This is a genomic window from Flavobacterium covae (assembly GCF_001534645.1).
GTDB classification, from domain to species: Bacteria; Bacteroidota; Bacteroidia; order Flavobacteriales; family Flavobacteriaceae; genus Flavobacterium; species Flavobacterium covae.
This window is the reverse complement of sequence record NZ_CP013992.1, coordinates 691,875-706,920: the sequence shown is the minus strand read 5'-3', so window position 1 is coordinate 706,920 and position 15,046 is coordinate 691,875. Positions and strand designations below refer to the sequence as shown.

Below are 15,046 nucleotides of genomic sequence, written 5' to 3'. Positions count from 1 at the left end.
AAAGGCAAAGTTAACACATTCTTATAAAGAAAAAAGCAAATATGAAACAAGAATTTGTAGATGTTTTAATAATTGGCGCAGGACCATCAGGCTGTGTGTCAGCATCATATTTACATAACAATGGTATCCATGTAAAAGTTGTTGAAAAAACAAAATTTCCAAGACTGGTTGTGGGCGAGAGTTTAATACCCCGAGTTATGGATCATTTTTATGAAAGTGGTCTTTTTTCTGCCTTGGATTCTATGAATTTTGAAAAGAAATTAGGGGCTCGGTTTATAAGGGGAGAGGAAATATGTATTTTTGATTTTAGTGTCAAACATGATAAAGGATGGGATTGGACTTGGCAAGTTCCTCGTGCAGATTTTGATAATACATTAGCAGAAGAAGTTATTCGAAAAGGTATTGACTTAGAGTTTGAAACAGAAGTATTAGATGTAGTATTTAATGGATCAAACTCTATAACAACTGTAAAGGAGAAAAATGGCGAATCTAAAGAAATTCATGCTAAGTTTATAATTGATTCTAGTGGTTATGGTAGAGTATTACCTCGTTTATTGGATTTAGACACACCTTCTAAATTGGATCCTCACTCTTCTATTTTCACACACATAAAGGATATTAATAGACCTGAAGGTGAGGAAGGGACTTTAATTTCTTTTGACATTTTAGAAACTGAGGTATGGCTTTGGGTTATTCCTTTTTCTAACGGAAATACGAGCGTAGGTATAGTTGGTCCAACTTCATTTATTAATTCATTATCTAAAAATAATGACACTGCTGAGGCTCTAAAAAATGCGATTCAAAAATCAGATTATTACATTAAACGTTTTGGTCGACTTGATTTTTTGTTTGAACCAGTTAAATTAGAGAACTATTCTAGATCTGTTAAAAAAATGTATGGAGAAGGTTTTGCTTTAACAGGTAATAGCTCTGAATTTTTAGATCCTGTATTTTCATCAGGTGTGGCATTTGCTACAGAATCTGGAATGTTATCTGCCAAATTAGTTCATCGTCAGTTAAAGGGAGAAAAAATTGATTGGGAAGTTGAATTTACTCAATATATGCGATCTGGTATTGATGTTTTCACCACTTATGTAAAAGAATGGTATACAGGAAATCTTCAAACTTTATTTTTTCATCAACCTGAAAATCCAGATGTAAAAAAGAAAATATGTGCTGTTTTAGCAGGTTATGTTTGGGATGAAACAAATCCTTTTGTAAAAAAACACGATAGTGTTATTAAAAATATGGCACACTTGATTCACATGGAAAAAGAGCAAAAAGAAACCCAAGTTTAAAACTTGGGTTTTTCATTAACTTCTATTTTGATTATTACTTAGATTCTAAAGTCATTCTTGTATATTCATAAATCAAGAAACTAAAATAATCCCATTTTACTGAATCTAAAGGGTAATTTTTCATAAACTCCGCGTTATCTCCAAATAAATTGTTATATGTTTCTTTAAATTCATCTTTATGTAACCAAATCATTTTATCTCCTTTTTTGACATAATAAGATTTAATAACACCTCCGCCCATTTTCATTCCTCCAATAGCTACACCTCCTGTTTCATTTGCATTTGGATCTCCATAAACTTCAATAATACTATTAAAAGAAGGGTTTATTAATTGCATCAAATATTCCTTTTCTTCTTTTTTATTTTTCAAAGAAACCAATTGATTTTTATAAAAAACGGTTTCTTTATTAGTGGCTTTTTTATGATTTTTTGTACTCATGCTACGAATATTTGTAAAATGTTTCATAGTTTTTCTAAATTTTTCAGAGCCACTTGGAGATAAATACAATTCAGAAATTTTTGAAGCTTCAAAATCTTCTACTTTTCCTGTAACGCTGTCTTTTACCTCAACTTCCTCTATTTGACCTTTTTTTCTATTGATATCTTTAAAATAACCAATAATTGTACGACCATCTTTTAAAATAACCGTTGAAGTCTTTTTATTGTTAACGGTAACAAAAGTCTCTTCAAAAAGAACAGTTTCCATTTCTTTAATTTTTTCTTTTTCAAACTTTACTGTTTGCCCCATCATAACATTTGTTATGAACAATAATGATAATCCTACTTTTTTCATATTTATTTAATTTTAGAAATCAATAATACTAATTTAAATCAACTTTAATCATAACATCTTCTTTACGCTTTTTATACACTTCAAACATGAATGTACTTTTAGCTATTTGTATGATACTATTTACAGAAAACTGATAGATTTTAAAATCTTCTACTTCTTTTGAATTTAAAATAGCTCCTTTAGACCACTCTCCTGTAACATCGTCAATTTTTACAGAAGTCAGGTATCCTCCTTTTTCATCTTTATGAAGAGCAGGTTCTTTATCTAATGGCAAATCTATATTTTTAATATTATCTAAAAACACTAAATAATGTTTATTATTTGCACTAAAGTATTTATAAGACATCCCTCCTCTTCCTTTAAATCCCATTTGATTCTTAGGTATTTTTTTCATCCAAGCTAAAGATCCGTCTGCTTTTAATTTTGTTACTAAAATATTACAGTAATGATAGGTATAATAATTTCCTCCTGGAGAGCCATTCACTCCTTGAATATAGTTATTAATAATATAGTTTTGTTCTCCTATTAATACGACACTTCCGTCAGGATTTAATACCATATCTCTAAAAACAAGATTCCTAAACTGAGGATCATCTCCTTTTCTTTCTTTTTTTTCGTTTCTTCTTCTTGTTCTATTGCTTTCATACTGATTGATGATTTCTAAAGGGATTGGCTGAAAGGTTGAATAAATTGTTTTTCCTTGACTATCAAATTTAATTAAAGCCACTCCATCTATATCATCATAATCTGATTTCCCTTTAGCTATTTCACTATAAAAACCACCACAAATTAATTGATCTTTGTTTGTGTCTAAAATCCAAAGGTTATTCACAAACTTGTTGGCATTTTCATATTTTGAAATATTTATTTTATCAGTACCTGCTTTAACTGTTAACAATTCTATATGATAGTTTGCTTCTTCATCTTTTTTTCTTTTTTTCTCATCTGCTGAATCATCATGATAAATTTTTTCTAACATATACAGATTTCCTTTTGAATCTAGTTGGTAATCTAAATTTTCCATTCTACGTTCTGTATAAGGCATCGTAACTTCATTAGAATACAGTTTATTTAGTGATTTATCATACGAACGCAAACCAATTATATCATAGCTCTTTGTATCTCTCTTTACTTCGGGTTTTTTTCTGTACTGAATTAATAATTTGCTTTTATCATTAGATTGATAAAAGTCAAACTTGTCTTCTACTGCATAGGAAAATCCCATTCCGCTTGACATTAATGTTCCTGCTATTTTACCTCCAACTTGGAATAATAATTTTGATTCTGGGAAAAACTCTCCTTTATCAAAATTAATTTCTCTAAAAAACAATTGTTCTTTTTCAGCATCGCCATCCCAAGAAGAATAAAACAAATAATATTTGTTATTTATTTCTAAAATTTCTTCGAAAGAGTAGTTTCTAGGGAATATCTTTTCATATTTTGTTTCTTTTATAAAAGCTGGTTTATTTGAATCAAATTTTTGAATTAAAATTTCTTCTCTATCTAATTTAACTGCCATAACTTCATTTCCTTTGGATAAATAAACTTTATTTCGGGCATCAAAAACCTTATATGGTTCACTTATCTTATAAGAATATTCTGGCGATATTTTTATCTGGGAATAATTTGTTGTAATGGCTAAAACCGAGACAAGAAGCATTAAAAATGTTTTTTCCATTTTATTTTTTTAATTGGATTCAAAGGTATTAATTTCAAAAAAGATGTAGGAGTATAAAAGCTTAAAAAACAAAATACCTCAAGAGTGAAATAGATTTTGAGGTATTTTTAGGTTTAAAATATATTTTTAGTTACGTGGTATATACTATACTATTTTAATTTGTTTACTTCTATTGAATAACCAAAATATAATAGGAAAAACGAGTAGGGTAAGTATAGTTGCGGTAATCAATCCTCCTATAATTACAATTGCTAAAGGCTTTTGACTTTCGGAACCTATTCCTGTGCTTATAGCCGCAGGTAATAATCCTATTGATGCCATTAGAGCGGTCATGACTACGGGTCTTGTACGCATTTTTACTCCTTGTAAAATGGCTTCTTCAATAGGCATTCTTTCTCTTATATTTTGGTGAAATTCAGCTATTAGTATTACGCCATTTTGTATACAAATTCCAAATAAGGCTATAAAGCCTACTCCTCCTGAAATTCCAAAGTTCATACCTGTAATGTGCAGTGCTAAAATACCTCCTATAATAGCAAAAGGAACGTTAGTTAGGACTAATAATGAATCTTTTATATTCCCAAACATAATAAATAATAATACAAAGATTCCTACTAAACTGATTGGCACCATTTGTCCCAAACGGGTTGTGGCACGTACTTGATTTTCAAATTCGCCAGTCCATCCTATGCTATATCCTGTAGGCAATTTTAATTTAGATACATTTTGTTGTGCTTCTGCAATGGTACTCCCTAGATCACGATCTCTAACTGAAAATTTAACGCCAATAAAACGTTTGGTATTATCACGATAGATAAATGCTGGTCCTGTATTTTTTTTGATGGTTGCAAACTCTTTAATAGGGATTTTACTTCCGTTAATAGTGGGTACTAACAAGTTGCTCATATCTTTTTCATCTTTTCTATATTCTTTTAAATAACGAACACGTACATCAAATTTTCTTTCACCTTCGTACTTTTCGGTAGCTGTTTTTCCTCCAAAAGCCATCTCTAAAACTGCTTGTGCATCTGAAATTTTTACTCCATAGGCAGCCATTTTATCGCGATCTAAAATTACACTCACTTCGGGTTGTCCTACATTACGTAAAATCCCTACGTCTTTTATTCCTTCTACTTTCTTTATATTAGAGATCACCAGATTTGCTAACCGATCTAATTCTTCTAAATTTTCACCATAAATTTTCACCGCATTAGAAGCATTAATACCTGCTACGCTTTCGGCTACGTTATCAATAATGGGTTGTGAATAATTAAATCCTATTCCTTGATATTGCGATAGGTTTTTATCCATTTCACGAACTAAATCGTCCATAGATATTTTGCGTTTCCATTCGTCTTTAGGCTTTAAGTTTACTTGCATCTGCACGTAATAAAACCCACTTGGATCTGTACCATCATTACTACGGCCTACCTGACTTAAAACACCATTTACTTCAGGGAATTTTTGTAGTTCTTTACGTAAAAAGGCTGTTTTTTTTACCGTTTCTGTTAAGCTTTGACTCATAGGGAATTTTGCTTCTACCCATAAAGCCCCTTCATTAAGCTGTGGTAAAAATTCGGTTCCCATAAATTTGGCTGAAAAAAGTATCAAGGCAATTAAAGAAGTGGATACAATCAATGTAATTCGCTTGTTTGCAAAAGTCCAACCAAAGCCTTTTTGAACCAAGTTGTCCCAAAAATTCACAAAAGGATTGTGCTTTTCTTTTACATTTTTATTCAAAAAGATATGGCATAGTACTGGTACGAGTGTTAATGTAAAAATTAAGGCTCCTAATAAAGCAAAACCTAAAGTATAAGCTAAAGGAGAAAACATTTTTCCTTCCACTTTTTGAAAAGCAAAAATGGGAAGTAAAGCAGTAATGATAATAAGCTTTGAAAAGAAAATAGCTTTCCCTAAGGTGGTTCCTGTTTGTTTAATAATTTTTCCTTTGGCAAGCTTATTAAACTTATCCATTCCTTTTTGATGTGCGAGGTGGTCTAGTGTCACAAAGACCCCTTCGACCATAACGACGGCTCCATCAATAATAATTCCAAAATCGACCGCACCAAGAGAAAGTAAATTAGCACTCATTCCTTTTAGTTTCAAGCATAAAAATGCAAATAAAAGAGATAACGGAATAATAATAGATACCGTAATGGTGGTTCTCCAATCGGCCATGAAAAGAAATACAATAACTGTTACAAAAATGATCCCTTCAAACATGTTATGCATTACCGTTTCGGTAGTGAAATTCATCAAATTATCCCTGTCGTAGAATGTCACCATCTTAACATCTTTAGGCAAAATAGACGTATTTAATTCCTCTATTTTTGCTTTTACACGCTCTAAGACTTCTTTTGGGTTTTCACCTTTACGCATCACGATAATTCCTTCAACAGCATCATCATTATCATTTAAACCAACTTGTCCTACTCGTGGCATTGCGCTTTCATGAACATCGGCAAGGTTTTTAACTAAAATAGGATTACCGCCTGCATCGTCAACAATGATATTTTCAATATCTTGAATACTTCCTAGTAAACCAACACCACGAACCACATAAGCTTGACCATTTTTTTCGATGACATCTCCTCCTACGTTAATATTACTTTCGGTTACGGCTTCATATACTTGTAACGGGGTTACACCGTATTTTGCCAATCTATTAGGATCTACACTTATTTCGTATGTTTTTTCTTGCCCTCCAAAAGCAACTAAATCAGCAACACCTGGCACTGCTCTTAGTTGTCTATCGATTACCCAATTTTGTAGTGTCAATAATTCTTTACTATCGCGTTTTTTACTTTGAAGTGTATATCTAAAAATCTCGCCTGTAGGTCCATAAGGAGGTTGTACATCTGGAGTTACTCCATCGGGAAGCGACACATTTCGTAGCTGATTGTTTACTTGTTGCCGTGCAAAAAAGTCGTCAACATCATCTTCGAAAATGATTTTAATTACTGACAAACCAAACATGGTAATACTACGAACGCTTGTTTTCTTTTGTACTGAATTCATAGCAATTTCCACAGGTGTAGTTACAAAGCGTTCAATTTCTTCGGCACTTCTTCCATTCCATTCTGTCACAATAATAATTTGTGTATTGGTTACATCTGGAAAGGCTTCAATAGGCATATTTTTAAAAGCAACAAAACCAGAAATAACAAGTATTGCGACCCAAAAAAATGTAAAAGGTTTATTCTTTAATGAAAAAGCAATTATATTTTTTATGAATTTGTTCATAATTTATTTTTTTAAATTCGGCAATGTACTCTTACTGAAAAAACATTTACTGGACCTTGTCTATCTGCATTATATCCTGGATTTAGGATAAGCTGATAGGTTCCTGTTAAATACATTTGATTTTTAACTAACTCCGCAGAATAATAAGTTTCAACAATATGTTCAGGAGTATAATTTAAATAACCATCACCTAACATAAAGCCTTTTCCTCCAGCTTTTAGATAATCTTGATGAGGTTTTGAAAGTCCGTTAACTAAATAAGCCAAGCCTAAAACATCGCTTTTACGATTCCAACGATTACCGTTTAAAACTCCTCCTAAACTAAAACTTCTATCTATTTCTGTAAATGCCCAAGTTTCATATTTTCCGTCATTCCAGCTTAAACGCGCAAAAACACCAAAATCATTGGCTAATTCTTGTTCAGCATTCAAACCAAAAGCGAACTTGGTTCCGCCATGCACTCGTACTTGTTTTGTATCTGGACTAAAAGGATTTAGGGCAATACTTTTTTCATAATTGCCCATATAAGTTGTGTTGAAAAAAGTAAGTGCTCGTACCGCTCCTGGTCGTTTATTTATACTAAACTTATAAGTATATTCTAAATTATGTGAAGAAGATTTAGGGTAATTCCAGTTCATATCATTACCATTTGCTAGTAAAGGCAATAAAGCGGTACCGTAACGTAATTCGTGTTTTGGTGTTACATATTCTAAAACAATTGCGGGAGTGTAACCACGGGTATTAGCTGCATAATCCCAAGCTCCATTAGCCATTAAGCCCCAATTCATAAACTGCGTACGCGCATCATGACTATAACGGTTATCATCAAAAAAATCGGCAAGACTTACCTTTCCTATTGTAAAGGTTAAATAGTTATTTGGAATATATTCGTCTAACTGATTAAAATCACTGTGATTATGAAAATAATTTTGAATATCTTTTTTGTGTTCACCTCTGTTCAAATCGAAGATCTGTTTAAAAAACATCCTAGCCACATAAATCTTTGGTTCAGGATTGCCTATTCTAAATGTTTCTCCATTTGTAGCACCTCCTAGCCCTAATGCTTCACTAAGACCAGAACCTCCTGCTATTTCAGGATTAAGATAAATACTTGCACCTTTCCATAATTTAGCTCCTAGATAAAGTGTACCTGTCATAGAAGTTTTACTTTCATTATCTGTTACTAAACTATTATCACCTGAATAAGGAGCATTAAACCCTGCTTTTGTTTGATTGATAACGGTAGTTTGTGCGTGTATAGTAAATCCTTTTTGATGATTTATAGTATCATTAACTTGTGCAATGCTTTTTAGGGCAAAACACATTACAAGAATAAAAATTGATTTTTTCATTAGTCGTTTAAAGCATCATAAATTAACAATTGGTTATTTGTAATAACCTTTTCTCTTTCGTTCAATCCTGCTGATATAAAGGTTACATCACCAACTTGTCTAAAAACTTCAACCTGACGTGTTTCTATATTGGTTCTTGATTTAAAAATCATCACAAAATTTTTACTTTTATCAAAAATAACCGCATTGGAAGGTACAGCCATCATATATTCATTTTCTTTATAAGATAGCTTTATATTAGCGCGCATTTCGGGTTTAAGCAAAAATTTAGGATTATCTAACACAATTTGTGCGCTCATGGCTTTTGTTTCTGGGTTAATGATATTGAAAATTTTATCTACTTTCCCATAAAATTTTTTGTCTGGATAGCTGAGGGTTGTAATTTCAGCATCTTCTCCTACTTTTACTAGTTCTATATCACTTTCATTAATATTGGCTATGGCCCATACTTTGTTAATTTGTGCTATATCAAAAATATTATCTGTCTTATCGTCACGCAATAATGTGTTTTCATTAATTGACTTTTGTGTAATAAATCCTGATATAGGAGCTCGAACTTCAAAAATTGATCCTGCGTGTATTTGATAAATTGTATTGGTTTCTTGTGTTCTTTTTAACTGGGCTAAAGCTTTATTATAGGCGCTTTTAGCCTCTAATACATCGCGTTCTGTATTAAGTTTTCCTTCGTACATTTCTTGTGCGGCTTTTAGATTGCTTTTGGCTACTACTACTTCATTTTGGGCATCATCATACTCTTTTTGAAATCCCGCGACTGAGGTACTTTTAATTGTTGCTAAAACCTGTCCTTTTTCAACATAATCGCCTAATTGTACAAAAACTTTTGTAACATTTCCTCCTACTACGGGGTATACTTCTATGTATTTGTTATTATCAGCGGTAATTTTACCAAAAAATTGAATTTCATTTTTTAGTTGTTCTTTTTTGGCTTCTTTCATTTGTGTAGATGCCAATACTTTATCTGTTAGAGAAAAGGATTCTTGAACTTCTTCTTTTTTTTCTTGTTTACAAGAACTCAATAAGTTAAAAAAAACGCCTGTTATAATTACTATAATTATTTTACAATATCTCATACCTATTGGTTATTTAAAAATTTGACTATTGGTTATATAATTAATTCCTATACCTGAAATTACCCATTGTTTTTTGATTTCATTTTTTTGTATGACAGCTTCATTATAGCTTTCCATAAAATCTGTAAACTCTAAAAGGGTTATGTTTCTTCTTTCAAAATTTTGAACTATTCCTTCATATACTGCTTCTAGTTCTTTTTTATCGTCTTCTAAAATAGTTTTATATTGTTGGGTATATTGCTGCCAAATTAGATATGCTGTATCTAAACTGTTTTCAAGTTCTTGTTTTTTATACTCTAAATTGGTTTTACTTTGCTCTAATTGTGCTTTTGCTATAGCTACATTTCCTTTATTTTGTCTCCAAAGTGGTAGAGGAACAGCAAAAGTTAAATTTACTTGATTTTTAAATGCTCCTCCTGTTTGATCGTAAGACCCTCCTAAAGTAACATCTGGTGTATTTAATGATCGTTGCCATTTGAGATATAATTCTTGGCTTTCGGTCATTTTTTGGGTCCACAAATATTCTGGATTATTTTCGATAAGTTTTTTCTTCATATCTTCTTTGGAAAAGAAGGTGGCTGAATAATCATCCAATATTTTTTTTTCGTTTAAATTGGGTTCTATAACTTCAGAAATACCTGTAATTAATGATAAAGTTTGCTGATTAGAAATAATATCTTTTGTGATGGAAATCTTGTCATTTTTTAGACCTAAAACAAGTGTTTGCAAACGTACTACATCCTTTAAAGAAACATTTCCTTTTTTTGCTTGTTCATTATAGGCACTTAATAATGATTCTAATTTTTCAATTTGTTCATTAATGACTTTTATTTTTTGGTTATCAAAGTAAACACTAGAAAAACTTTGTGCTAACTGGTATTTTAAACTTAGCATGACCTGCTCAAATTGTAACTCGGCAAGCTGAGAATTTGATTTTGCAAAAGCAACCTCATTCCGTTTTTTACCTCCCATATAAATTAGCTGTTGAATAGCAAAAGCTTTTTGCCCTGTTACACCCACATCAAAATAAAGTTTTTTTTCAGGATTATAAAGATTTACTTCTCCCGACACTAGAGGTTGCTGCCAAATCTTGGCTTGGATTATCTGAGCCTTAGATACCTCAATATTATATTGTTGTGCAATTAGTTGTAAATTATTTTTTTTTAAAGCTAATTCGCATTCTTCTAATTTGAGTACTTTTTGTGAATAAATAGAACTAAAAATAAGAAAGAAAAAAAAACTTTTTATTTTTTTATTTAACATTTTTATTTATTTTTTTAGATAGCATAAGTTTTTTATTCATCGTAATAAATAACTCAAAAATCTTTTATTTAGTATACCAATCAAAATTTGTTAGGTAAGATATTCTTAATGTTGGGTTATTTTCTTGAATTGTATTTCCTAGATTCCAAATATTTTGGTGAATGTAATTTAATTGTACCTGATGGTGTGCATTAATATTATATCCAAAACCAGCAATGGCTCTATTTTGTTGAAATAAAGTTTTAGCACCTGTTACATCGATATTTAAAAAGGCTTCATCACCAACGTTTAAAAACAATTTAGATTTTCCATTTGTATCTTTAGTTAAAGGATAATTAACTAAAAACATATAACGCAAACGGTTTCTATGCTCATAATGATCTATTACATAATCTCCAGAAGCGTTTTTAACTGGAATCCCTACAAATCGAAATTCATCACGTAATCTATTTATAATTTTAAAATTACCAAGATTTGCGGTATAGGTTCCTTGTATCCAAACGTGATCTTCTGGAGTATCTATTTTATTTAGAGGAGTTTCACCATACACATAAGTATCATAATGTGAATACCCTACACTACCTACTATACTTTTGTTAAATTGATAATCTACCGATGGTCTAATAAACCATTGTTGCTTTTCATTAAAACCATTGGCATAACGCATAGTTGCTTCAAGGGTAATAGATAGCCTTTTTGTAAGCATATTTTTTCCAACATAATGTAACCAAACATCATTGTTGTGGTTTACTTTTTGAGAAAATGATTTTTGAATTGTTATGAAAGATAAAACAAAAAAAAGAAATAGTTTTTTAAATTCGTTATTTAACATATTGTAATTTTTTTTCTAGATGAATTAGGATGATTTGAAAAAGCTTGATGAGATTCTAAGCCTACTATATTTACTTTTCCTCCATTGGCTTCATAATCATGTTTAAAATGTTCTAAATTCTCTAAAACGGAATTATCAACCATTTTTGTTTCTTTGAGATTTATAGTTACGTTAAATCCGTAAGGTATTTCTTCTAATTTTCTTTTAATTCCTAAAAAATTGGTAAAAATTGCAGCTTTACTAATATTTATCTGATATTCATTTCCTTCAAACAAAACTTCAGTAGGTGCTTTAAAAAAAGAACTAAGAGGAGTACCGTGATACAAGTGAATAATTATATTAAGAAGCATACCTGCACCGATACCTACTAATAAATCTTCAAATAAAGTAAAGAAAATAGTTACTAAAAATATTGCTAATTGTTCTTTTCCTATTTCAAAAGTATGAATAAATTCTTTAGGATGTGCTAATTTAATTCCTACTGTAATGAGCATTGCGGCTAAAGCTGCATTAGGAATCATTTCTAATATGGGAGCAGCCACTAATAAGAATAATAAAATAAATAGTCCATGAAAAAAGTTAGCCCAACGTGTTTTTGCGCCATTATTTACATTGGAAGAACTACGAGCTACCTCAGCAATCATAGGTAATCCTCCTAAAAATGCTGCCAACACATTTCCTACTCCTACTGCAATTAAATCTTTGTTGTTGTTTGATTTCCTTTTAAATGGATCTAGTAAATCAATTGCTTTTACTGTCAGTAATGATTCTAAAGTCCCTACTAAGGCAAACATAATGACATATTTTATAAAAAGTCCTGTTTGTGATATTCCTGAGAAATCAACATTTATATTTAGATTTTCTACTAGATTTCCTATTTTGACTAAAGCAAAAGGTGGTTCCGTGTGTTTAAAATCCATAAACAATTCCGCAGGAATAGCAAAAAGCAAAACTACAAGTGGTGCTGGGATTTTTTTGATAAAAGTATTTTTAATAAATGGCCATCCCATCATAATCGTTAAACTAATTATACCTATTAAAGTCGCTTTTGGATCAAGATTTATAATAAAATTAGGTATATTTATTAACAATTCTAAAGGTTTTTTACCTTTTGCTAAAGTTGGATCATCATTTAACAAAACAGGAATTTGTTTTGCAATAATAATGATACCTATTGCAGCTAACATTCCATGTATAGCCGAAAGCGGAAAGAAATCAGCTAGTTTTCCTAACTTTAGTAGTCCAAAAAGTATTTGCACTACCCCAGCTACCGCCATGGCTCCTAAAGCAAGTTTCCAACCTAAAGTTGCATCTCCTTTACCAAATTCGGCTACAGAACCTGCAACAATTACAATTAACCCAGCTGCTGGTCCTTTGATAGTCAACTTTGATCCAGATAGTATACTTACTAGGATACCTCCTATAATTGCGGTAATTAAACCCATTATCGGTGGAAAATCTGATGCTTTAGCAATTCCTAAACTTAGAGGTAATGCTAATAAAAAAACGATAAAACCTGAAATGGCATCAGATGAAAAATTTTCTTTTAATCCTGCTAATCCGTCAGTAGGAATATTAATTTTATTTTTTGTGTTCATATATAATGAATATTTTTTTATTTAAGAAGATTTATAAGGTAATTCATGATATGTTTTTACGTGTGGTCCTAAAAATAATCGTGTATAAATACGTACTCCTGCAATTCCTGAAACCACAAAACTACTGGCTATAAAAAAGGCAAGTATTACTTGATCACTTTCTATATGACTAAACAATAGGTCTTCACCTATAAAAGTAGTCGTAATGGGAAAACCTGTTACACCAAGAGCTGCAACTAAAAAGAAAAAGGCATATTTGGGATGTTCATATACATGTCCTAAATATTGATTTAATGAGGTTTTACTTTCTATTTTACTTAATTTTACAAGTGCTATATATCCTAATATCCCAGCCATTATTATTCCTGTGAGATATAGAGAAATTTCATAAAAATCAACTTTTTCATTAAATAGAATAGCTAAAACAATCCAAAAGTGATTAAATATTATCAAAACCCAAGCTACAAAAGGGCTTTTTCGTTCTGAAAATGATTTAAAAACTGAGATTAAACCTATAAAAGCAAAAAATTCAGGCAATCTATTATTTACTTGTTCTAATAAATGGATCTTGCTTTTTAGTAATAGTATACCTCCTATATAAATTGGCACAAAAAGAAGAAATATTCTTTTTAAGTTCAAGAAATTCAAAAATTTACCAATGAATTTAAGGGGTTTCCATAGAAATAAATTTACTATTTTTTCCAAATTAAACTCTTTAATACTTAATATATAGAGTGCATATTCTAAACGTTTAGGTAAAGAGTCTTCAAATGTGTGTTCTACGGGTTCGTAATGATAAAATTGTTCTCTTATAAGATAACTTACAACAGACGGAGAAACCAAAAGTTGATAGGTTCTTAAAAAAGCATTGCCTGCAAAGTGCAATAAGGCCAAAGTATCTAACCCAAGAGCTATTTCTATAAAAATTAATCCTATTTGAGAAATGGAGCTATAAGCAATTTGGCTTTTTACAGAAGACTGAACTCGAGCCATAAAAGTGGCTACTAAGCTAGTCAGGGCTCCCATTACTCCAATAGCAATTCGTAACGAAGTTTGATGTTCCCAAAAAGGATGAGTTCGTAACATAAGGAATACGCCTAAATGCACGGATAAGGAACCATAAAAAATAGCACTTGACGGAGTAGGCCCTTCCATAGCACGAGGCAGCCAAGAAGAAAAAGGGACTTGGGCTGATTTAACAGCTGCTGCACATACTAAACATAAACCAATAAAAACGCCAATAAAAGAATGCGTTTGAAGATGTTCGCTTACTAACTCATAATTATACATCTTCATAAAGGTAATATTTTCATGAAACAAGTGATGACTTGCCCACATGGCTAACAATAAGCCAACGTCTCCTATTCGATAAATAGAAAATACCTTAAACGCATTCTTTACCGGTAAATAACGTTCTCTGTAAAATGCAATCAATAAAAAGGAGGAAATTCCTATAATTTCCCAACCTATAAATAAGGTTTCAAAATTCCCTGATAAAACAGCTAAATTATATCCAAAAAAGAAAAATAAAACCGTTATAAAAAAACGCTTATATCCTTTTTCCCGATGTAAATAGTAACGACTATAGGTGGTAACCATTGAAATTAACAAGGCTCCTACGAATAGATAAACAGCGGTTACTTTATCAAAAAAGAAATCAATAAAAAACTCATAATGATTTGTTTTTACTAAACTTACTTCAAAAAGATTAAATGGTTTAGCGCCCTTTAATATCCAATAAAACAAGAATACTATCAAGGAAAACAATTGAACTAAAACGGTACCTAAAGCGGCTCTAGATAACCCTGATTCTTTTTTTTCAGGCAACCAAAAACTAATAAAAAAACCAGCAAAAGGGATTAACACAAATGCTATTAAAATTTCATTCCACATATCCG

10 protein-coding genes are annotated in these 15,046 nt (G+C 31.0%); 1 reads left to right on the top strand and 9 read right to left on the bottom strand.

Annotated features, from left to right (window positions below; genetic code table 11):
• Positions 1 to 41 precede the first annotated feature (41 nt).
• A complete protein-coding gene (locus AWN65_RS03020; protein WP_060381805.1) occupies positions 42 to 1,298 on the top strand; it encodes an NAD(P)/FAD-dependent oxidoreductase in 1,257 nt (418 codons plus the stop codon).
• 34 nt (positions 1,299 to 1,332) lie between these two features.
• Here AWN65_RS03020 and AWN65_RS03015 read toward each other — a convergent pair whose 3' ends face one another.
• From AWN65_RS03015 to AWN65_RS02975, 9 genes are all read right to left on the bottom strand, one after another.
• Positions 1,333 to 2,091 (bottom strand): hypothetical protein, encoded by a 759-nt coding sequence (locus AWN65_RS03015; RefSeq protein ID WP_060381804.1) that lies wholly within the window; start codon positions 2,089 to 2,091, stop codon positions 1,333 to 1,335.
• 28 nt (positions 2,092 to 2,119) lie between these two features.
• The gene (locus AWN65_RS03010; protein ID WP_060381803.1) at positions 2,120 to 3,769 is read right to left on the bottom strand and encodes a hypothetical protein; all 1,650 of its coding nucleotides are present in this window, start codon (positions 3,767 to 3,769) and stop codon (positions 2,120 to 2,122) included.
• Between the two features lie 144 nt (positions 3,770 to 3,913).
• Entirely contained in the window at positions 3,914 to 7,012 is a 3,099-nt protein-coding gene (locus AWN65_RS03005; protein ID WP_060381802.1) for an efflux RND transporter permease subunit, read from the bottom strand.
• 11 nt (positions 7,013 to 7,023) lie between these two features.
• Positions 7,024 to 8,364 carry a carbohydrate porin gene (locus AWN65_RS03000; protein WP_060381801.1) on the bottom strand — a complete coding sequence of 447 codons (1,341 nt, stop codon included), beginning with the start codon at positions 8,362 to 8,364 and terminating at the stop codon, positions 7,024 to 7,026.
• Positions 8,364 to 9,455: an efflux RND transporter periplasmic adaptor subunit gene (locus AWN65_RS02995; protein WP_060381800.1), complete on the bottom strand. Its 1,092-nt coding sequence runs from the start codon at positions 9,453 to 9,455 to the stop codon at positions 8,364 to 8,366. The genes AWN65_RS03000 and AWN65_RS02995 overlap by 1 nt, the downstream gene beginning before the upstream one ends.
• Positions 9,456 to 9,464: 9 nt before the next feature.
• Positions 9,465 to 10,718 (bottom strand): TolC family protein, encoded by a 1,254-nt coding sequence (locus AWN65_RS02990; RefSeq protein ID WP_060381799.1) that lies wholly within the window; start codon positions 10,716 to 10,718, stop codon positions 9,465 to 9,467.
• Positions 10,719 to 10,782: 64 nt separating this feature from the next.
• On the bottom strand, positions 10,783 to 11,550 hold the full coding sequence (locus AWN65_RS02985) for a DUF2490 domain-containing protein (protein ID WP_060381798.1): 768 nt from the start codon (positions 11,548 to 11,550) through the stop codon (positions 10,783 to 10,785).
• Positions 11,544 to 13,148: a SulP family inorganic anion transporter gene (locus AWN65_RS02980; protein ID WP_060381797.1), complete on the bottom strand. Its 1,605-nt coding sequence runs from the start codon at positions 13,146 to 13,148 to the stop codon at positions 11,544 to 11,546. Before AWN65_RS02980 ends, AWN65_RS02985 begins: the two co-directional genes overlap by 7 nt.
• Positions 13,149 to 13,169: 21 nt before the next feature.
• Positions 13,170 to 15,041, bottom strand: coding sequence for a proton-conducting transporter transmembrane domain-containing protein (locus AWN65_RS02975; protein ID WP_060381796.1), 1,872 nt, complete (start codon positions 15,039 to 15,041; stop codon positions 13,170 to 13,172).
• Positions 15,042 to 15,046 lie beyond the last annotated feature (5 nt).